The following is a 22,071-nucleotide window of genomic DNA, read 5'->3' on the forward strand; positions in this document are numbered from 1 at the left end:
TAGAGATTTTAATAAAAAGATCTCTAGCTTTTTTATTACCTTTTAATCAGTGCTTTTTCTTTAGTAAATGCCTGTTCGATAGTCTGCTGTCTATCAAACTTGTGCAAAGCTTCTATAATAAAATGGTCAACAACTTCTTCTTTTGTCCATCCTGCGTGAACAAAAGCCTGTAAAAATGGACTTGATGCTGTCATTCCTGGAATAGGATTGACTTCTGATAACCAGTAATTCCCCTCTTCATCCAAGAAAAAATCTATTCGAGACGAACCTTTCCCTTGCATAGCTCGGTAGACACGCTCTGCAAATTCTCTAACACAATCTAAAGATTCTTGGGGAAGCCCCAAATCAAAAGTAATCTTAGCGCAATCAATCCCATCAAACCCATATTTCTCTTGATAGTCAATAAACCCACCAGCACCACGACGTTCGTTTGGCCCTTCAACACAATACCAACTAGAAGAGTCTCCGATACAGGAAATTTCTATTTCACGAGATCCTAAGCGACTTTCCTCAACAAATACATCTGTATCGTATAGAAAAGCTTCTGAGATCTTTTTTTCTAATTCCTCTGTATCACGGACTAAAAATATTCCAATACTAGATCCCAAATGCGAGGTTTTCACAATCATAGGAAAAGAAAATGCCTCTATAAGATTCTGAACACATATTTCTGGATTACGTTTCCATAAACAGAGATTTATAGCTTGGTAAGGGACTACAGGAACACCAGCCGCGGATGCTATCCGTTTTGTTAACAGCTTATCCATTGCAGCTGCTGCTAAAGGTAGTGAAGGACCGCTATAAGGTTTGCCTAATATTTCAAAAAATCCCTGGATGGTTCCATCTTCTCCAAATGGACCATGTAGAACTGGGAATAAACAGTCAACTTCCGATAAGGCTAAAGCAATTTCCGAAGAAAGAGGAGAATGCCCCTGAGTCTCTTCTATAAGATGAGCAAAATCCCTTCCTGTTCTCCATAAGCCTTGACGATCTATAATGAAGTAACTCAAATCATAGAGTTTTGGAGAAATATATTTAAAGACATGTTGAGCAGAAAGTAGAGAAATATCATGCTCGCAAGATTTGCCTCCACAGACCAATCCTATAGAGAGTTTTCTAGGTTTAAAGTCTTTTAAAGAATCTCCAATAGTATAGATATTTCCAGCTCCTAGAGAAACACAGACGTCATGAATGCGGATATACTTTTGTAGATACTCTACTAATTCTCCATGGGGGACATAATAACAACGCGCGTAAGAAGACTTCCTAATATCTTCAGCAAGGTCGGTAAGGATTATAGACTCTCTGTAACTTTCTCCAGCACTATAGACATCTGTAATGATGACTTCATCAGCTTCTTGGAATGCTTTAGGGAAGGTATTTAAGCAGTCTTTCAGACGAGAGAACCTGTGGGGTTGAAAAATTGCGATTACCCTTCGCAAACCCACAGCATCACGCACAGCTCTCAGGGTATTTGCAACTTCTACAGGATGGTGGGCATAATCTTCTAAGAAAAGGAAGTTTTCCGATGTATTTTTTCTTTCCAAGCGTCGATAAACTCCTGAGAATTCTTTGAGAGCTTTTCGAATGATGTTCATTTCTATGCCAAAGGCAAGCGCAATACCACAAGCTGCTGCTGCATTTGCAGCGTTGTATTGTCCAGGGAGGTTGAGCTCAATGTCTCGATACTCTTGACCCAAAAAGGTAAAGGAAAAGCAAGATTGCCATGCCTTTTGACAATAAGAAACTATATGTAACTGACATTCTGGAGAATATCCATAAGAGATCCCCTCTATCTTTCCTCTCAAAATGGGGCAATCGCCGTTATAAAATACTTTATTAGGATCTATGGCTTTTCTAGAGAAATCCTGAACTGCCTTTATGAGGTTGTCGAGATTTCCTCCATAGTTATTCAGATGTTCATTATCTATATTTGTAATTACCAATGCATGAGGCGTATAGTACTTTAAAGAACCATCACTTTCATCTGCTTCGGTAACAAAGATTTTCGATGATCCAGAATAACCATTCAGGCAGTTTGGAGCTAGTCCTCCAATAGCGTAAGAAGGATCTTTCTGAGCTACCTCAAAAATCGCTCGAATTAGAGATGAAGTACTTGTTTTCCCATGGCTCCCTGAAACCAAAATGCTTTCATAGCCATCCATAAGCTGACTCAAGAGCTCTGCTCTATGGAGAAGGCATAACGATTTTTCAATAGCAGCAAGATACTCTACATTATCAGAAGCTATACTTGAGCTATAGACAACGACGGCACCATCGGGAACATGGCATGCATCATGACCTAAGAAACACCGCGCACCTTTAGCTTTAAGGCTGTCAATAGTATGGCCTACATATAAATCACTTCCAGATATACTATAGCCGCGATCAAGCAAAATATGTGCTAAGGCACTCATGCCTATACCACCTATGCCGATAAAATGATAATGAGGAGTTTCTGTCATGTAATTAACCTATAAGCATTCACAAATAAACGCATGGAATGTTTTTTTAGCCCTCTGTTGATCATAAACTGCTAGGGAGCTGCGTTGTTTTTCTTTATTATGGGAGTCTAAAGCAAACATTACTTTTTCTACTAATAGCTTATCTGTTAACTCTTTTTCTAGGATCATAGCGCCCCCACCTAAGATCTCTACAAAGAATTTAGCGTTAGCCTCCTGATGTCCATAAGCTCCAGGATAAGGAATTAAAATCCCAGGAACTTTTGCCCATAGGATTTCATCTAAAATTGTAGCTCCTGCCCTACTGATGACCAAGTCTGCAGCGAGCAAGACATCGAGTAATTGTTCTTCGAACTGCTTCACACAGCACAGAACTTCTCCACGATTATAGACATGTTGCACTTTAACAATATCACTTTTAGGTCCCACAATATGGTGAACGTACATGTTGGGATACTTATTCACTAGCTTGACAAGAGCTTTTGGAACAAAGGTATTTAGTACATGGGATCCCTGAGAACCTCCAACTACACAGATTGTAGGAGTATGATTTGTACAGCGTTTCATCATAGGGCTTCCTAAAGAAAAGCTTCGTTTAGGAAGGGAGACCTCTTCAGCAGGACATCGGAAATATTTGGCTACAGGAGAGAAATTCACTCCAACGCCTCGAGCATAGCGGGCAAAAAGTTTATTGACCTTTCCAGGAACAAGATTTTGTTCGTGTAGAAATAGGGGGATTTTACGAGATAACCCTGCCATTAATACAGGAAGAGAGTGGTAACTCCCAAATCCTATGACCAGGTCAGGATTAAAAATTTTAAGTTCCTTTCTTGCCTTAAGGTATCCTGAACATAGAGAAAGGGTTCTAGTCATTATCTTTACAGGGTTAATGACTGTAGGAAGCCCTGAGGGGATTTCCCGATAGCTGATGTTCTGTTGCAAAGAAGGATGGTTCTCGAGACCTTTTCCTAGTAGCAATACATCGATGCCTTCACAAGAAAAAGCTTCCTTTACTGAGAGAGCTGGAACGATGTGTCCGCCTGACCCCCCTACAGCTAGGGCTACTTTTCGAATTTTCTTCATCATATACCTTCAATAACAATGTAACTCCACACATATTTGCGATAAGAGACGACCCTCCTTGACTAAAAAAAGGCAGGTTGACTCCTTTACTGGGCAGCAAGCCTGAGACCACTCCCAAATTTATAAACGCTTGCATGCTAATAATCAAAGTAATGACGATTGCCAAGGACGCGCCCTCTAGTGATGACACTTTTATAGCAATTGCATAGCCACCGTAGACAAAGCACATATACAAAAGTATGAGCAGAAGAATACCTACAAATCCAAATTCCTCAGCGTATATTGCAGCAATATAGTCATTTTGAGCTTCTGGGAGATACGTGAGCTTCTGAAGGCTTGCTCCAGGTCCTTTTCCTATTAGCTTTCCAGATCCAGCGGCAATTTTAGCTTGATATGGCTGGTGACCCCTTCCCTTGATGTCTAATTCAGGATGAAGGTAGACATTCAGACGGTACCGAACATAGGGCATTCTATAAGCAAGGGCTCCCCCAGTTATGGTGATACATACAAGTGGAAGAAGCCAATAGCGAAGACGCACTGCGGTCATGATAAAAACAGGAATCAAGGATGCCGAAATAACAGCAGCGGAGCCATTGTCTGGTTCTATTGCAATCAAAAGAATAGGAATAAACAAAACAGCTGTAAGTTTAAGAAACATTTTAAGTTGTTTTTGATACAAGGAAGAGAATGTTAGGAACTGTACAGCAACTATGGGAACGAGATATTTCACAAATTCCGAAGGTTGAATAGTAAGTTGACCAAACCCCAACCAACGTTTTGCACCATTACGGCAAATCCCCACTCCTGGAATAAAAACACAGACTAAAGCTAGGGTAGCTCCTGCAAGCAACACGGGACTAATTTTTAAGAAATCCCTCCATTCCATCATGTAGAGAAGAGAAGAGAGGCCTAAGCCAAGGATAAGATAAGTCACCTGGCGAACGAGAGCTTTATGTGTGCTGCATTCTAGAGAGCGATCTAATACCTCTGCTGAAGAAGTATCAAAAACCATAATCAGCCCTAGAGAGAAGATCCCTAATAAACAAGAAATAACAAACCACTTCATACTAAGGGCCTGCACAAATCAACGTATGCGCAACTGATCTCCAGGTTTGAGACGGCGGGCTTTATACTCATCAAGATCATTCATTTTTAGCAAATCGTCCAATCGAATATGATTGCGCAATGCTATTGTCCAAGGGCTATCTCCTTCTTGGACGATATAATAATTTTCAGATGTAGTATTTTGTGTTTGAGGATTTTTTTCACTGCCGACTTCTTGAGAAGTAGGCACTTTGATGATCTGGCCAATTTTAAGTTGGGTGGTCGTAAGATCATTGATCTGCATCAATTTCGCAACGGTAGTGTGGTTAGCTCGCGCAATGCGTTCAAGAAAATCTCCCTTTTTCACGACAACAGTAGCATAAGGAGATTGTTCCTCTTTCAAACTCTCCTGAACAGACTGAGGCACGACCGTGACAGTAGCGACTTCAGGAGTTTCGGTAACGACAGGCACAGGAGGGGTCGTTACAATAACAGGCTTACTTTCAATAAACTGTGTAGCTAGGGTTTCTTTAGCTATAGAACGATTTGGAACTTCTGCGACTAAAGGCTTTTCTATGACTTTTTCTTCTGAAACAACTGCTTGTGTAATTTTGCTGGCAGCAAAATTACGGTATCCCTCGTTATAATCCTTGACGCCAATACGCTTTGATGTGACAAAAAGAGCCACAAGCAATATAGCATTCACCACGACGGCTGTTATTACCATGTCTCTACGATTCATATCTACCTCGCTGCCTGCATTTCCCCGATCAACAGTTTAAAGTAAGTTCCCCGTTCTTCAAAACTTTGAAATTGATCAAAGCTTGCGCATCCTGGAGACAATAAAACAGTATCTCCTTCTTGTGCTATAATTTGAGCTATAGACACCGCTTCCTCTAAATCTTTAGCTAGCGTCAAAGGAATCGTTCCTGATAAGGCACGAGCTATTGTCTCTCGACTCTCCCCCATAACGATGACGTGTTTGGCTGTTTGGGACAACACAGAAGTTAAGGCAATGAAATCTCCACCTTTATCTCTGCCGCCCAAAATAACAACAACATCTTTCCCTACAGCCATAAGAGCCTTTTCTACTGCTGTCACTGTCGTGGCTTTGCTATCATTAATGTAGTGTACGTGATTTTTTTCCCCAAGATACTCTAATCTATGGGCAGGTTTTTCAAATGTCTGAACTGCCTTTAGAAAACCTTTTGGAGAAATGCAACTCACTTCATTAGCCAAAGCATAAGCTGCACAATAGTTATCTCTATCATGCAAGTATGTTGGTTTTAATGCATCCCCTTTATCTAAAATCTTCTCAATTTTTTCAGAGTAAATTTGATAAGGATTCCCTGAGCAACAGTCGCTCCCTGTCCAAAACGTTTTGGCATGACGCAGGCATTTTTTTATGCGAACTTTAGCATCAAAATAGGCCTCTAAGTTGCGATGATAATCCAGGTGATTACGACAAAAGTTCAACAATACAGCTCCAGAAAATACAGGAATGTTTTCTTCTTGAGTTGCTAACTGAAACGAGCTGATTTCTACAACACGAATTCCTGGATGTATCATTTGGTCTAGTATAGGCAAGCCGATATTGCCCATAGCTATAGCAGGAATTCCCAAGGTATTTAAGAGATGGACTAGAAATAATGTTGTTGTCGTCTTGCCATTAGATCCTGTAATTCCAAAGGAGGGGTATCTTTGAAATTCTGGTGTCTTCAAAGCAACTTGAATATCAGTAACCACGGGGATCTTACGGGATAATGCTTGTTCTACCCACGAATGATACGGTTTGATTCCTGGAGAGCGAATCACAAGGTCGATATTTTCAGGAAACTCGCCTGTTTCCATGAAGATTCTTTCATGCAGATTCTCTACTGATATCAGAGCTTCTAAGGAACTGTCCGCTCCTATAAGATAATGTCCTTGCCTATATAAAAACCTTGCTACGGACTTTCCTGTGATTCCAGCACCCAAAACGAGAATACGCTGGCACATATCTATCTCCATAATACAGCGGCTATCCCTATACTTGCGCATATAAAGCTAAAAATCCAAAAGCGCATGACAATTTTGGTCTCAGGCATCCCCTGATATTCATAATGATGATGTAGTGGAGAGCATAAGAAAATGCGTTTTTTCCTTAATTTACAACTAACTACCTGTAAAATTACAGATCCCGCTTCAGCAACAAAGACCCCTCCAATGATGACTAGAATACATTCTGCGCGTAGCATAACAGCACAGCTACCTAACATGCCTCCTAGAAGCAGCGATCCCGTATCTCCCATGAAAAGCTGTGCTGGAGCACCATTATACCATAAGAATCCTACGCAGGCTCCTACAAGGGCTGCTAAAACATAAGCGACATCTTGAGCTATAGGAATTGTAAAACTTTGTAGAGCAACGAAGATAAATCCCAAAGCAGCTAAAGACATTGTTCCTGAAGCAAGTCCATCCAGGCCGTCGGTAAGATTTACTGCATTGTTTGTTCCTATAATTGCTACAAGAGCGAGTCCCAAGCAAAAAACTTTCCCTATCCAAGAGGACATAAAAAACATACCTTCCATAAAAGGAATCTTGAGAGTAAATAGGGGTTCCGCACTCCCGTAGATGTAGGGAAGGCAAATGAGAGTAGAAGCTGCGATTAAAATTTGAACAATGAATTTATGCTTAGCCTTGAGTCCATGCCCCTGTTTTCGTTTCATTTTTATTCTATCATCATACCAACCCAGACCTGCGTAACAAACCATGATGGCAACAAAGAACCATGTTGAAAATTTTCCCCAAGGCAACCAAATGAGTAGCGAAGCAAGTAAAGAGATAAAAAGTAAGACTCCTCCTCCAGTAGGAACCTGAGCTTTATCTTTGTGAAGAATCTGGAGTTTCTCACAATATTCTTTGTGGATGTAGTCACGATAGTCTTTTCTTTTAAGCCATTTCATTACAGGAACACCCAGAACTACTGTAAACAAAAGAGCTGTCATTCCTGTCAAAGCCAAAGAAAAAAATAAGGACTGCTTTAAAAGCGGAACTAAGGGAACCATACTTGCGCCTAAGGAATTAAAAACAAGCTAACAAAGATTCTAGGGCAAAGGCACGAGAACCTTTCAATAGAATCACATCCCCGTGTTGTACAATTTGCTTCAAAATATCTTTGACATCTTGAGCTGAGGGGAAAAAATTAACTTCACAAGAATAGTCTTTTAAAATGCGTTGCACTGGAATCCACTTTTCCCCAATAAAAAATATAATATGTCCTCGAGAAGCTGCTTTTTCAGCTACCAAAGCATGTCCTTCTTCTGAATACATGCCTAATTCAGCCATATGACCCAAAATTAAAATGATTTTCCCTCCCTCACTTGGTAAAGGCAGAGCATTGAGAGCAGCAATCATAGCTTCTGGACAAGCATTATATGCATCGTTGATTACCTGTATTCCATTTCTGAGGCTATGTTCGAAGCGCATAGGAGGCAATTTCAGTTCGGGTAAGGCACGTATCAAACTTTCTTCTGGAACTTCTAAAATCCAAGAGAGTGCTACAGCAATTAATAAGTTGATGTATGCAGGTTTATAAGAAAAAGCTATCGGGAGATGATAATTTTCTTCAGGAGTTTGGATCACTACAGATTCTTCACTAAGAGCCTTATAGCAGAAATCTGCGAGAGGATCATTAAAAGAAAAAGAAAACTTGTTAGCATTAGGAGAGCAAGCCCATAGATCTGGGAAGCATGAGGAATCTTTGGGGAGAAGCTGCACTTTACTTCTTTGTAGAATGTAACTTTTTTCTCTTACGATCTCTTGGATCCCCTGGGGAAAATTCATAGCATGTTGGTCATTAATATGCGTGATCACTGCAATCTCTGGCTGCACGATACGAAGAAGATCGCGCATATTCCCTGGTTCAGAAACTCCCATCTCTAAAATAATAACATCTTCGTCCCCATCCGCCATCAATAAACTTAAAGGGACGGTCAACTGCGAATTATAACTTTTAGGACTTGCATGAATTTTATAGACAGAGCTTAGAAGTGTTTTTGAGAATTCTTTTGTTGTTGTTTTCCCTACAGATCCTGTGATCCCAACAAGATTTCCTTGGAATAGGTTATATTGATTCGTCCCTGCTTGTTGCAGAGCAAATTTAGGATCCTCAACACGGATCAATTCCAAGCCAAAGTTGTCTCCTTGGTATTGACTGGAGACAACCGCTCCAACAGCTCCTGATTTTGCTGCTTCTTTTAAAAATTTATGACCATCTGTTGCGCTTCCAGGAAGAGCAAAAAATAGATCTCCAGGCTGTATTTCCCTGCTATCTATAGCAAATCCTGTAATTTTTTTGTCAGACTTGGGGCAAGAAACATCTGAGAGCATCAGAGAGACCCAATCTTCAAGCAACACAGCTCGCATATATTTTGCCTACAGAATCTAGGATTTTAGAAAGTCTGCATTCCCTATCAAGAGGAGAGACCTACCCTAAAAAATACTATATTTAAAATGAAGACAAGAATGCAAGCAACCTTATCAGCTCAATTACAAAACCTATTTTTTGAGAAGACTGAAGGGAATCGCATCCCTTAGAAACAACGAAGATATCCCTAGCCTCTCGAATTATAAACACTTCTCGCTTATCATAAAATCTCCTTTCGCTTAAACTGAGGATTCTAATTTTCCCTTTTGGTGGCATAGCCAAGCGGTAAGGCCGAGGCCTGCAAAGCCTCTACCCCCGGTTCGATTCCGGGTGCCACCTTTCTTACTGAAGATATTGTGAACTAAAAAACAAATTGGTAGTGTGAAAATTTCCTACCTACTGGGGGTTTGCATGTCTGAGCAGGAAAAATTATCTAACTATGACGCTGATAAAAAACTTTTTTCAGGTATAGATAAACTTTTCCAGGTAGTGAAGCGATCTTACGGTCCTAAGCAGTCCCTCTCTCAATCTTCTTTCTTTAAAGAGCGGGGATTCAGCTCGATTTCCCAAACAGAACTTACCGATTCCTATGAAAATATAGGTGTGGATTTTGCAAAAGCCATGGCGAATAAAATCCATAAAGAACACGGCGATGGTGCTACCACTGGCCTTATTTTACTTCATGCAATTTTAAAAGAAAGCTACTCGGTTTTAGAACAGGGAATCCCTACTCATAAACTGATTTCTGCTTTAAAAGCTCAAGGAGAAAAACTCCAAGAGGCATTACAGCAACAATCTTGGCCGATTAAAGATGCACAAAAAATTCGGAATATTATTTTTTCTACTTTACAAATGTCAATCATTGCTGATGATTTTTACAATGCTTTGTCTGTTGTAGGCCCTGAAGGTCTTATTTCTATAACTAACGAAAAAGAAATCGATAAAACTTCAATGGATATCTTCCAAGGATTTAAAATTCCTGCAGGTTATGCCTCCACCTATTTTGTTTCTGACACAGCATCCCGTCTGACGAGAATTGCTCATCCCTTACTTCTGATCACAGATAAAAAAATCTCTACTATTCACCCATTTCTTCCCCTACTGCAAGAAATTTCAGAACAAGATCAACACCTGATAATTTTCTGTGAAGATATCGATCCGGACGTACTTGCCACCCTCGTCGTTAACAAGTTGCAAGGACTCTTGCGAGTTACTGTAGTCACAATTCCCGAACTCTCTACTGTAAATCAAGAATTAGGTGAGGATATTGCTTTATTTACTGGGACTCACATTTGTTCTTACCAAGAAGGATCTCATATTTTAACTCCCGAGATGGTGACTTTAGGATCATGTTTATCTATAGAAATCTCGGATTCACAAACGATATTAATTGGAGGTCTACACATCCCCGAAGTCCTGGCCCTGAAGACGCAGCAATTAGCAGAAGACATCCGCACGACTTCATGCCCCGAAACCAAAAAAAGGCTTATCAAAAGAAAAAATAGACTGGAAAGTTCCGTAGCCATTCTTCCTGTTGATGAAGATAACGAAGCTTTATATAACCTAGCTCTTAAGATTATGGACTCTGCTTTAAGTCGTGGTTATGTTCCTGGAGGGGGAACTGCGTTGTTTTATGCATCTTTAACTTTAGCAAGCCCTAAGGATAACGATATTGATGAGAATAAAGTAGCGATTTCTGTCTTAGAGAAAGCCTGTTGTGCTCCCATAAGGCTCTTGGCCGCCAATGCAGATTTGGACGGTGATGCGGTTATTGCTAAGCTCTCCTCACTTGGAACGACAAGCTTAGGAGTCAGTGTGTTTTCTAGAAAAATTGAAGACCTTATTGCTGGAGGAATCTTAGATTCTCTAGCTATGATATCTACAGTGTTCGCCTGTGCTTTAGATACCGCTATTCTGATTCTCTCTTCTAAAATTTTAATTTTTGAAAATCAATATGAAATTTCTATGCTCTAATCTTCTCTCATAAAACTAAGAAACAACTTGTCATAAGCAATTTAAGTTCGATTCTTAAAATAAAGACTTTGAGAACTTCTCCTGAGCCATACATCTTTGCTGTTAGAATTTTTCCCTAATTTCTAATACAATAGATCGGATTGGAAAAACAAAAGTGAGCAACATCATATGCAAGAAAAACCGCAACATGTGCATCGTGTTATTCACATCTCCGATGTACATTTTCATGTTCTCCCTTTCAATCCCCTGCACTGCTTTAATAAAAGACTCAAAGGACTCTTGCGTAAGGTATTTGGATTAGTGAATTTTCAAGCCACAACGATAGGTCAGCGTTTCCCAAAGGTTGCAGAATCTCTTGGAGCTGATAGCATATGCATCACTGGAGATTTCTCCCTTACTGCTATGGATGCAGAGTTCTTACTTGCTAAGCATTTTGTTGAAACTCTAGCTAAACACTCTTCTGTTTACCTTTTGCCTGGGAACCACGATGTGTACACCCCTAAAGCTCTTGCAAAGCAAACATTTTATACCTACTTTCCGAATGAGCAACTCCAACAGAATAAGGTGTCGTTTCACAAGCTCACAGATCATTGGTGGTTAATTCTATTAGATTGTTCTTGTTTGAATGGGTGGTTTTCAGCAAACGGAGCTGTGCATGTAGGACAGATCTCGGCTATTGAAAACTTTTTACTCTCTCTTTCTAGTGAAGAAAATGTCATAATTGCAAACCATTACCCTCTGCTCTCTTCACAACAACTAGACCATGATCTTATCAACAACACACTTTTACACAACGTTTTGAGGAAATATCCTAAAGTACGCCTTTATCTACATGGTCATGAACACCATGCTACTATCTATAGCTGCTTAGATTCTTCACCTTCATACATTCTCAATAGCGGATCGATCTCTCTACCCACGAACTCACGTTTCCATGTTATAGACCTGTATCCTGAGAAATATCAGGTGCATACTATGGTTTTGAAAAACCTCTTAGATTTTAATGCACCTTTAGAGATTGGTAATGAAGCGAGTTTGAATTTTCAGGAGCTGTAGAATGACTCGTAGGAACAATTAAAGTGGCGACTTAAACGCCCTCTTCTAGAATCTTCTCTGCTATAGTTTGAAATAATTCAGGAGTTTCCACTAACTCTTCTTTCTTAACATTGCGGAGAGATTCTGGCATAGCTACAAGCTTAGCAACCCAAGATTTGCGCTTATTCTCTTCATCAAGACCTTGAGCCTTCTCTCTTAATTTTTTTAGTAGTTGAGCCTCTCTAGATAGCTCTTTTATTTTCTTAGTTTCCATATTGCGCACTCTAAGATAGAGACGCTTTTCCTACAACGACTATCTATTTAGAAACTCGAGATTCATAGCTCCCCGTACGAGTATCCACTTTGACCAATTCCCCCTCATCAATAAAGATAGGGACCATAATCTTAGCTCCTGTATTTGTCACAGCGGGCTTTAAAACACGTCCTGATGCTGTATCTCCACGAACTCCTGGAGCTGTTTGTGCAATGCTAAGCTCCATAAAAATCGGAGGCTCTACAGCAACCACATCACCGTTATACAAAACTAGGGTATAGATAACATCTTCTAACAACCATTGTCTGATATTCTCAAGTTTATCCCAGAACACGACTTCTTGTTCAAAAGTCTCGTCATCCATAAACGTTGCCCCTTCTTGATCAGTATAGAGAAGACGCATGGAGTGCTCTCGGATATCCGCAATCTCTACGGATTCTCCAGACTTATAGGTCCGTTCAATCACTCTGCCAGTTAAAAAATTTTTCACTTTGATTCTATTAAAAGCTTGACCCTTCCCTGGTTTTACAAAATCATTTTGTAAAATCAGGTATGGCTGACCATCAATTTGGATTCTTAATCCCACACGGAATTCACTAGTACTTACACGAACCATAAAGCAATCTGTTTCCTAATTTTCTTCGATTTATGTTATCGAGCTTTTTCTCCTTTGTCCAGAAGAATATATATATCAAGAATAGAGGGAACCTGCTTCTATACAAAGGACAGCAGCTACCCGCTATCAAGATTGCAACTCCCTATTTCTAAGATTTTTTTAATGACCGAGAAACAATAAGAATGCTAAGAATCTAAAAAAAGCAGCTTAAAGGAGAGGGCGTGCCCAAACTTAATTCCGAATGCAAAATTGCTCAAGATATGTTAGAGCGTTATTCTGGCTCTAGCGTGAAGCAATTTTGTCCTTATCTCTTACTCACAAACTTTTCTTACTACATCCAAACCTTTGCGAAAATACATGGAGTTCCCGTCTTTGAAGGTTCTATGTTCTCTGCTGCCCATGCTCCTCACATCAAAACTTCAATTTTAGATTTTAAACCAGGGTCTCCAGGAGCTGCATTAACTATAGACTTATGTGCTTTTCTTCCTTGTATGAAGGCGGGGCTAATGTTAGGAATGTGTGGAGGATTGCGCTCTCATTATCAAGTTGGCGATTACTTTGTTCCTATGGCTAGTATACGTGGGGAGGGAACTTCTGATGCCTATTTTCCTCCTGAAGTTCCTGCTCTTGCAAATTTTATTGTACAGAAAGCAATAACTGAAGTTTTAGAAGATAAGAAGGTAAATTACCATATTGGTATTACCCATACGACGAACATTCGCTTTTGGGAATTTAACAAAAAATTTAGACAAAAACTCTACGAAACTAAAGCTCAATCCGCAGAAATGGAATGCGCAACACTTTTTGCTGCGGGATACCGCAGAAATCTGCCTATTGGAGCGTTATTATTGATTTCAGATCTTCCCCTAAGGAAGGGGGGGATCAAAACAAAATCGAGTGGCAATCACGTCTTTAATACCTATACGAAAGACCACATCATAACAGGTCAAGAAGTCATAGAAAATCTTGAAAAAATCATGCAAAAACGCGCTGCTTCTGGACATAAGAAAGGTCTGCCTTATCAAGGGCTTCCTCATATGGAAATTGGAGAAGCCGATGACACTATGGCTAGAGGATCTGGAGCCTCTGACCATGACTATTGAGAGAGAATTCTCTGAAGAATTTGCTCTGTAGTAAATCCGCATTCTTCAGAAACATCATCAGGAGCTCCTGAGTATCCGAATCTATCCATAGCAATAGCTAAACCTTCGGATCCGATATACTTATACCACCCCAAAGCAGATCCTGCCTCTATAGAGACACGAATTCCAAGATCCCCACCCACAATACTCTGCTTGTAGTCTACATCTTGAGCTTCAAAAAGCTCCCAACACGGGAAGGAAATCACTCGCACTTGCTTATCTAAGTGTTCTAGTTCTTTAGCTACAGAAAGAGCCAAAGAAACTTCAGATCCTGTGGCAAAGAGAGTATAGTCAGGTTTTTCTCCAGACTCTTTTAAGACAATATAAGCACCACGGCCTACACCATCTTTAAAAGGCCGGTGCGCAGCAGATAATGTGGGCAATGCTTGTCGCGACAATACAATGACTGTAGGGCCTGAGTGCTTTAATGCTGCAATCCACGCTCCTTTAACTTCATTAGCATCAGCAGGACGTATTACATATAATCCAGGGATAGCGCGCAAAGACATCAATTGTTCCACAGGCTGGTGTGTAGGTCCGTCTTCTCCAACAAATATAGAATCATGAGTCAATTGGTAAATGACTGGCAATTTAGAGAGTGCTGCTAAACGAATAGCGTTACGCATATAGTCAGAAAACACTAAAAATGTTCCACCAAAAGGATGAAACACCTGGCTGTAAGCGAGTCCGTTCATAATTGTCGCCATACCAAACTCACGAACACCGTATTTAATGTTTCTTCCAGAGAAATCATACGTATGGATTACTTTTTCATTTGCAATCCAAGTACCGTCTGAACTCGAAAGATCTGCAGACCCACCAATCAAATAGGGAATGTGCTGCACTAGTACTTGTATCAGTTTATTTGAAGCAGCGCGGCCAGCTATAGAGTCTGGCATTTCTACACTTTGCACAACGGATTCTAGGTTTTTGGGCAACTTATGAGAGGTCAACTTAAGAAATTCTTCGTACAATTCTGGAAACTGTTTGGACCAAACACGAACTTCATCAAGCCATTGCTCCTGTGCTTTTCGATCTTCTTGTATTTTATGAGAAAAGAAGTTCTTTACCGCAGGAGGAACAAAAAATTTCTCTTCAGGAAGATGCCAAAACTGTTTTGTTGCGCTTGTCCCTTCAATTCCTAAAGGAGAACCGTGGGCTTTATTTGTCCCTTCCTTGGGCGAACCGTGACCAATAATCGTATGGGCAATGACGAGTACAGGACGTTCTTGACCATGTTTGATGCTCGAAAAAGTCTCATGAATATGGACAAAGTCATACCCGTCAATTTGATATACATCCCAGCCATAAGCTTCAAAACGTTTTTTTGTATCCTCGACACTCGTTTCATTAAGATATCCATCAAGAACAACGTTATTGTAATCATAGATAACAACAAGATTATTTAAATTTAAAGAGCCTGCGAAACTACAAACTTCATGGCTAACTCCTTCCATAAAGCAGCCGTCCCCTGCCAAGCAATAGATCTTGCCATTAAAAATATTGTGTCCAGGACGATTAAATCGAGATTCTAGCATTTTCATGGACAAAGCCATGCCTACCGCATTACCTAATCCTTGTCCTAAAGGACCTGTTGTTGCCTCGACTCCTACAGTTTCACCGTACTCGGGATGTCCTGGAGTTCGAGAATGAAGCTGCCGAAATTCCTGAAGATCCTCTAAGGAAACATCGAATCCAGAAAGATGTAAACAAGAGTAGAGAAGAGCCGATCCATGGCCTGCGGACAAGACAAACCGATCTCTATTGATCCAATGAGGATCACGTGGATTTTGCCTCAGTACATAGCTATATAGATAAGCGGCAAGTTCTGCACATCCTAAGGGAAGTCCTGGATGACCAGAAGAGGCTTTCTGAATCGATTCAATACTAAGTTGTTTGATGGCCCCAGCGATTTTTCCTAAAATACCAATATCTAATTCTTTATTGATCATAAGTAAACCTTAAAGACCTTCTATACAAAAGCACAAACTATAGGTCATCCCCAACCAAAAAGCAAGCAACTCTTACCCAGCAATTCCTGCAAAAACACATGAACTTTTGATAGCATCTCCATGCGAACCAATGAAGTTTTTTTAACTCAAAATTAGGGATAGAGACGAAAATAAAGAACTCTCCTATAATGGCAAAGAATCTGAAAAACCGCTGCCTTTGAGAGTCTTTTTCATGTTAAGCAATACTATTCGCTCTAATTTTTTAAAATTTTTTGCTAACCGTCACCATACAATTCTTCCCTCCTCTCCAGTATTTCCTCACAATGATCCCTCCCTTCTTTTTACTAATGCAGGAATGAATCAGTTTAAGGACATCTTCCTAAACAAAGAGAAGGTAAGCTACTCTCGAGCCACAACATCACAAAAATGCATTCGTGCTGGAGGGAAACACAACGATCTAGATAATGTGGGTCATACTTCAAGACATCTCACATTCTTTGAAATGTTAGGAAACTTTTCTTTCGGAGACTACTTTAAAGCAGAGGCTATTGCGTTTGCTTGGGAAGTATCTCTATCTGTTTTTAATTTTAATCCCGAAGGACTTTACGCTACAGTGCACGAAAAAGACGATGAAGCATTTGCTCTTTGGGAAAAATATCTCCCTACAGATCGTATTTTCCGTCTTACAGATAAGGATAATTTCTGGAGCATGGCGAACACAGGCCCCTGTGGCTATTGTTCGGAGCTTTTCTTTGACCGCGGCCCCAGTTTTGGGAAAGCCTCTTCTCCCCTTGAAGATACTGAAGGAGAGCGTTTCCTCGAATATTGGAATTTAGTCTTCATGGAATTTAATCGCACTAGCGAAGGCTCTTTACTTGCTTTACCTAATAAACACGTCGATACAGGAGCTGGTCTAGAGAGGCTTGTCTCTTTAATTGCTGGGACTCACACTGTTTTTGAAGCTGATGTATTGCGAGAGTTAATTGCAAAGACAGAGGAGCTATCTGGAAAAGTATATCATCCTGATGATAGTGGTGCGGCTTTCCGGGTGATTGCAGATCACGTACGTTCTTTATCTTTTGCTATTGCTGATGGTCTCCTGCCAGGTAATACCGAGCGAGGCTATGTGCTAAGGAAAATTTTAAGAAGATCCGTAAACTACGGACGACGTTTAGGTTTTCATAATCCTTTCTTGGCAGAAATTGTTCCTTCATTAGTAGATGCTATGGGAGAGGCATACCCAGAATTAAAGAATTCACTATCTCAAATTCAAAAAGCACTTACTTTAGAAGAAGAAAGTTTTTTTAAAACCCTGGACCGTGGAGGGAACCTTTTACAACAAGTTTTGAAAAGTTCCTCCTCTTTGTCCTCTATTTCAGGCGAAGATGCTTTTAAGCTCAAAGATACCTATGGCATGCCTATTGATGAGATTTCTTTGTTAGCTAAAGACTACAATTATAGTATCGACATGGATACATTCCATAAGTTAGAACAAGAAGCTAAGGAACGTTCTAGAAAAAATATTGCTAAATCAGAAGGAATTTCTGGATCTATTTACAGTGAATTAAATTTAGCTTCGGAATTTATAGGATATGATAACCTCTCTTGTGATACGTTTATCGAAGCAATCGTTTTTAAAGATCACCTAGTTTCTTCTCTTCAGGAGAAAGAAGAGGGTGCAATTATATTAAAAGTTTCTCCTTTTTATGCAGAAAAAGGCGGTCAGATTGGGGATTCTGGTGAGATCTTTTGTAGTGAAGGGACTTTTATTGTTACCCACACAACGTCTCCTAAAGCTGGTTTAATCGTACATCACGGGAAAATTTCCCAAGGAATTTTAACTGTAGAGGCTGCGGTTACTGCTCAAGTAGATTGTTCTCGTAGGAAGAAGATTGCGAACAATCACACTGCCTGTCACCTATTACACAAAGCTTTAGAAATGACTTTAGGTGATCACATTCGTCAAGCAGGCTCCTATGTTGACGATACAAAAATCCGTTTAGATTTTACCCACCCTCAGGCAATCTCACCTGAAGATCTTTTCTCTATTGAAACTCTGGTCAACGAAAGTATCCGAGAGAATCATCCTGTAAATATTCGTGAATCTCTCTATTCTGATGTGATGGGATCCTCAGAAATCAAACAGTTCTTTGGAGATAAGTATAGTGATGTTGTCCGAGTAATTTCTGCAGGGCAATCTCACGAACTTTGTGGAGGCACTCATGCGGAAGCTACAGGAGATATCGGGTTCTTCCGTATTGTCAAAGAACATGCTATAGCGATGGGGATTCGACGTATCGAAGCTGTCACTGGGGAGGAAGCTGAGGCAATGGTACACCAACAAAGCGAAATACTAGAAGAGATTGCTCTACTATTACAAGTTCCTAGGGATCAGATTTTACCAAGGCTCACGGCAACTTTAGATGAGCGCAAACAACAAGAAAAACTGTTAACTGAGTTAGAAAACAGTCTTATTCAGACAAAATTAGATAAGTTAATCAACGGTTGTCATCAACGAGAGGGAATCACCTATCTCGTTCATCATCTAGCAGAAAATGAGAATCATCGTTTGCAGCAGTACGCACAATGCTTACATCAAAGGATTCCGAAAAAATTAGTTTCTCTATGGACAACAGAGAAAAATGGAAAATATATTATACTATCCCGAGTCTCTGACGACCTCATCACACAAGGCGTCCTTGCTCAGGATTTATTGAAGGCCGTCCTTACTCCTTGTGGTGGCCGCTGGGGAGGAAAGGACCAATCCGCACAAGGTAGTGCTCCCTCTCTTCCAGGAACAGAAGTATTAAATGAAACTTTATGGCAATGGATTTCAACCCAATTAATTTAGATTTTTCTATTTCCAAAGAATTCAAGGAGAGAACGCTTCCTTTACTATTAGAAAATATTCATCCAGGAGCGACGGCATTCCTTGCAGCAAAGATGTTTCATGACTATCGTGCTTCTGTAGTTATGATTACGACACCTGCACGTCTCGACGATCTCTTTGAAAATTTAAGGACATTTTTAGAAAAATCCCCTATAGAATTTCCCTCTTCTGAAATTGATCTCTCTCCAAAATTAGTGAACATAGATGCTGTAGGGAAGCGAGACAACGTTCTTTACAACTTGAACCAGCAAGATGCTCCGATATTCTGTGTAACGACGTTAAAGGCTCTTCTAGAAAAAACCCGCTCTCCAGAAGCAACAAGCCAACAACATCTCGATCTCGCAGTTGGAGATATCTTGGATCCAGAAACAACTACAGAACTATGTAGAAATTTAGGATATTCTCAGGTAATGCTAACGAGTGAAAAGGGAGAATTTTCTTATCGCGGGGGCATCGTTGATATTTTCCCCTTATCCTCTCCCGAGCCTTTCCGAATGGAATTTTGGGGAGAGAAGATCATTTCTATCAGATCGTATAACCCCTCAGATCAGCTATCTACGGGAAAAGTCTCAAAAATTTCTATCTCTCCAGCCTATATAGAAGAGTCTGCTCAAGGGAAGTATTCTCATTCTCTATTAGACTATTTCAAAACTTCTCCTCTATATCTCTTTGACAACCTAGAAATTTTAGAAGATGACTTTGCCGATATTTCTGGAACACTTTCTTCTCTTCCAGATAGATTTTTCCCCATTGGAAGTTTTTACGATCGCATTGCAACGTCGCATCAAGTCTATTTCTCTGAGGTTCTTTTCCCCAATGTAAAGAATCTCAAGGAAAACCGCGTTATCATCGAGGCATTTCACCGAAATATAGAAGCTCTTCGCGAATCCGTTTCTATACTATACCCCTCTCAAATTGCTGAGAGTGATGGGAATCCTTTACTCACTTTCTTACAGCATCTCCAAGAATACATGCCTCCTCATGGCAAACCATTAAAATTAGCAATCTACAGCACAAAAACTAAATCTTTAAAAGAGGCGCGAGCTCTAGCAGAGACTGTCGCTAGTGGGGATGTTGAAATCTATGAAAAAACAGGAAATCTAACTTCGAGCTTTGCACTAGTGAACGAAGCCTTTGCAGCGATTTCCCTATCAGAGTTTGCTTCTACAAAAGTACTACGGAGGCAAAAACAACGTACTCACTTTTCGGTTACTACTGAAGAAGTTTTTGTTCCGATTCCAGGAGAAACTGTTGTCCATATCCATAACGGAATTGGAAAATTTGTAGGAGTAGAAAAAAAACCTAACCATCTCAATATTGAAACAGATTATCTTGTTTTAGAGTATGCAGATAAAGCTCGGCTTTATGTTCCTTCAAATCAGGCATATCTAATCTCTCGCTATGTGGGAACTTCTGATAAGTCTGTCAATCTCCATCATCTAAATAGTTCGAAGTGGAGGCGGTCTCGAGATCTCACAGAAAAATCTTTGATCGTCTATGCAGAGAAGCTTTTACAGCTAGAAGCACAACGTTCCACAACTCCTGCTTTCGTTTATCCTCCTCACGGAGAATCGGTAATCAAGTTTGCCGAAACTTTTCCTTATGAAGAGACCCCTGATCAGCTAAAGGCTATCGATCAAATTTATAATGACATGATGTCTCCAAAACTCATGGATAGATTGATTTGTGGTGATGCTGGCTTTGGAAAGACTGAAGTCATTATGCGAGCTGCAGTAAAGGCCGTTTGCGACGGCCATCGGCAAGTTATTGTTATGGTTCCCACTACGATTTTAGCAACACAACACTATGAAACTTTTAAGCAAAGAATGGCAGGGTTACCGATAGAGATTGCTGTGCTTTCCCGTTTCTGCCAAGCCAAAGTGCAAAAACTCATCTTTGAAAAAGTTGCTTCAGGACAAATTGATATTCTTATTGGGACTCATAAGCTAATTAACAAGAACCTAGAGTTTAATAATCCTGGTTTACTAGTTATTGATGAAGAACAACGCTTTGGAGTTAAAGTTAAGGATAATCTTAAAGAGCGCTATCCTAATATTGACTGTCTTACAGTATCCGCGACTCCCATTCCAAGAACATTACACATGTCTCTATCTGGAGCCCGTGATCTCTCTGTGATTAGCATGCCTCCTTTGGATAGGTTACCTGTAAGTACTTTTGTAATGGAACATACTACCGAAACCCTGACAGCAGCTTTAAGACATGAGCTCCTTCGAGGAGGACAAGCCTATGTAATTCATAATCGCATTGAAAGCATTTATACTCTTGCCGAGACAATTCGCAATCTGATCCCTGAAGCTCGTATTGGCGTCGCTCATGGTCAGATGTGCTCTGAGGATCTCTCTAACATTTTTACGAAATTTAAAAACCAGCAAACCAATATCCTAGTTGCTACTGCATTAATAGAAAACGGTATTGATATTCCGAATGCCAATACTATTTTGATAGATCATGCCGATAAGTTTGGTATGGCGGATCTTTATCAAATGAAGGGACGTGTAGGGCGTTGGAATAAAAAAGCATACTGTTATTTTCTAGTTTCTCACTTAGACAGATTAACTGGCGAGGCAGCCAAGCGATTAGCTGCTTTAAATAAGCAAGAATATGGGGGGGGAATGAAGATTGCTCTCCACGATTTAGAAATCCGCGGAGCAGGGAATATTCTTGGAACAGATCAATCAGGGCACATAGGAACTATAGGGTTTAATCTGTACTGTAGGTTACTAAAAAAAGCTGTTTCAGCTTTAAAAAAACATACGTCTCCTCTACTTTTTAATGACGATGTGAAAATAGAATTTCCTTACAATTCGCGTATTCCTGATACCTATATCGAAACTGCCTCAATGCGCATCGAATTTTACCAAAAAATCGGTAATGCTGAAAATGATGAAGAGCTTGCCGCAATACAAGAAGAAATGCGAGATCGCTTTGGTCCCTTACCTCAAGAGATCTCCTGGCTTTTTGCCCTTGCCCAAGTCCGTCTATTTGCTCTACAGCACGGCATTTGCAGCATTAAGGGAACTGCTAATGCTCTGTATGTTCAAAAATGCCTTAGCAAATCTGAACAGACCAAGAAAACCCTGCCCTATGCTCTATCGCCCACTCCTGAACTTCTAACCAAAGAAGTCATTGAGTCTATAGAAAGGGGCCTCTTAATGAACGCTTCGTAATTA

General features: G+C 40.2%; 15 protein-coding genes and 1 tRNA gene. 6 read left to right on the forward strand and 10 right to left on the reverse strand.

The features are described 5' to 3' along the window. Positions 1 to 35: 35 nt before the first annotated feature. The 7 genes from CMV32_RS01815 to CMV32_RS01845 are packed head-to-tail and all read right to left on the reverse strand — an operon-like array spanning position 36 to position 8,996. Positions 36 to 2,465 carry a bifunctional UDP-N-acetylmuramate--L-alanine ligase/D-alanine--D-alanine ligase gene (locus tag CMV32_RS01815; RefSeq protein WP_100934224.1) on the reverse strand — a complete coding sequence of 810 codons (2,430 nt, stop codon included), beginning with the start codon at positions 2,463 to 2,465 and terminating at the stop codon, positions 36 to 38. A 9-nt stretch (positions 2,466 to 2,474) separates the two neighbouring features. Next, positions 2,475 to 3,548 carry an undecaprenyldiphospho-muramoylpentapeptide beta-N-acetylglucosaminyltransferase gene (gene murG, locus CMV32_RS01820; protein ID WP_100934225.1) on the reverse strand — a complete coding sequence of 358 codons (1,074 nt, stop codon included), beginning with the start codon at positions 3,546 to 3,548 and terminating at the stop codon, positions 2,475 to 2,477. Further along, positions 3,454 to 4,611: a putative lipid II flippase FtsW gene (gene ftsW, locus CMV32_RS01825; RefSeq protein ID WP_100934353.1), complete on the reverse strand. Its 1,158-nt coding sequence runs from the start codon at positions 4,609 to 4,611 to the stop codon at positions 3,454 to 3,456. The genes murG and ftsW overlap by 95 nt, the downstream gene beginning before the upstream one ends. A gap of 18 nt (positions 4,612 to 4,629) precedes the next feature. Then, positions 4,630 to 5,331, reverse strand: coding sequence for a lytic transglycosylase (locus CMV32_RS01830; protein WP_100934226.1), 702 nt, complete (start codon positions 5,329 to 5,331; stop codon positions 4,630 to 4,632). A gap of 2 nt (positions 5,332 to 5,333) precedes the next feature. Further along, positions 5,334 to 6,587 carry a UDP-N-acetylmuramoyl-L-alanine--D-glutamate ligase gene (gene murD / locus CMV32_RS01835; RefSeq protein ID WP_100934227.1) on the reverse strand — a complete coding sequence of 418 codons (1,254 nt, stop codon included), beginning with the start codon at positions 6,585 to 6,587 and terminating at the stop codon, positions 5,334 to 5,336. 2 nt (positions 6,588 to 6,589) lie between these two features. Then, on the reverse strand, positions 6,590 to 7,636 hold the full coding sequence (mraY, locus tag CMV32_RS01840; protein ID WP_100934228.1) for a phospho-N-acetylmuramoyl-pentapeptide-transferase: 1,047 nt from the start codon (positions 7,634 to 7,636) through the stop codon (positions 6,590 to 6,592). Between the two features lie 16 nt (positions 7,637 to 7,652). Continuing rightward, positions 7,653 to 8,996 carry a UDP-N-acetylmuramoyl-tripeptide--D-alanyl-D-alanine ligase gene (locus CMV32_RS01845; RefSeq protein ID WP_100934229.1) on the reverse strand — a complete coding sequence of 448 codons (1,344 nt, stop codon included), beginning with the start codon at positions 8,994 to 8,996 and terminating at the stop codon, positions 7,653 to 7,655. Between the two features lie 269 nt (positions 8,997 to 9,265). On the opposite strand from CMV32_RS01845, the gene CMV32_RS01850 reads away from it, so the two are divergent. The 3 genes from CMV32_RS01850 to CMV32_RS01860 all read left to right on the forward strand — a co-directional run bounded on the left by CMV32_RS01850 (position 9,266) and on the right by CMV32_RS01860 (position 12,027). Beyond that, a tRNA-Cys gene (locus CMV32_RS01850) sits at positions 9,266 to 9,336 on the forward strand. Between the two features lie 72 nt (positions 9,337 to 9,408). Continuing rightward, entirely contained in the window at positions 9,409 to 10,971 is a 1,563-nt protein-coding gene (groEL3, locus tag CMV32_RS01855) for a variant chaperonin GroEL3 (protein WP_100934230.1), read from the forward strand. Between the two features lie 168 nt (positions 10,972 to 11,139). Then, entirely contained in the window at positions 11,140 to 12,027 is an 888-nt protein-coding gene (locus CMV32_RS01860; protein ID WP_100934231.1) for a metallophosphoesterase family protein, read from the forward strand. 31 nt (positions 12,028 to 12,058) lie between these two features. Here the strand turns inward: CMV32_RS01860 and CMV32_RS01865 are convergent, their stop codons facing one another. Then, complete coding sequence (locus tag CMV32_RS01865) at positions 12,059 to 12,280, reverse strand: hypothetical protein (protein ID WP_192940630.1); 222 nt, start codon at positions 12,278 to 12,280, stop codon at positions 12,059 to 12,061. 43 nt (positions 12,281 to 12,323) lie between these two features. Beyond that, on the reverse strand, positions 12,324 to 12,896 hold the full coding sequence (gene efp / locus CMV32_RS01870; RefSeq protein ID WP_100934233.1) for an elongation factor P: 573 nt from the start codon (positions 12,894 to 12,896) through the stop codon (positions 12,324 to 12,326). A gap of 260 nt (positions 12,897 to 13,156) precedes the next feature. On the opposite strand from efp, the gene CMV32_RS01875 reads away from it, so the two are divergent. Next, positions 13,157 to 13,999, forward strand: coding sequence for an AMP nucleosidase (locus tag CMV32_RS01875; protein ID WP_239923138.1), 843 nt, complete (start codon positions 13,157 to 13,159; stop codon positions 13,997 to 13,999). On the opposite strand, the gene tkt is transcribed toward CMV32_RS01875, so the two are convergent. Beyond that, positions 13,993 to 15,990 (reverse strand): transketolase, encoded by a 1,998-nt coding sequence (gene tkt / locus CMV32_RS01880; protein ID WP_100934235.1) that lies wholly within the window; start codon positions 15,988 to 15,990, stop codon positions 13,993 to 13,995. The two genes, CMV32_RS01875 and tkt, sit on opposite strands and share 7 nt — an antisense overlap. A 232-nt stretch (positions 15,991 to 16,222) precedes the next feature. Here tkt and alaS point away from each other — a divergent pair, with 232 nt between their 5' ends. Further along, a complete protein-coding gene (gene alaS / locus CMV32_RS01885) occupies positions 16,223 to 18,841 on the forward strand; it encodes an alanine--tRNA ligase (RefSeq protein WP_100934236.1) in 2,619 nt (872 codons plus the stop codon). Further along, entirely contained in the window at positions 18,817 to 22,068 is a 3,252-nt protein-coding gene (gene mfd / locus CMV32_RS01890) for a transcription-repair coupling factor (RefSeq protein WP_239923139.1), read from the forward strand. The genes alaS and mfd overlap by 25 nt, the downstream gene beginning before the upstream one ends. Positions 22,069 to 22,071: the final 3 nt, after the last annotated feature.

It is taken from the genome of Candidatus Chlamydia corallus (assembly GCF_002817655.1).
Classification (GTDB): domain Bacteria; phylum Chlamydiota; class Chlamydiia; order Chlamydiales; family Chlamydiaceae; genus Chlamydia; species Chlamydia corallus.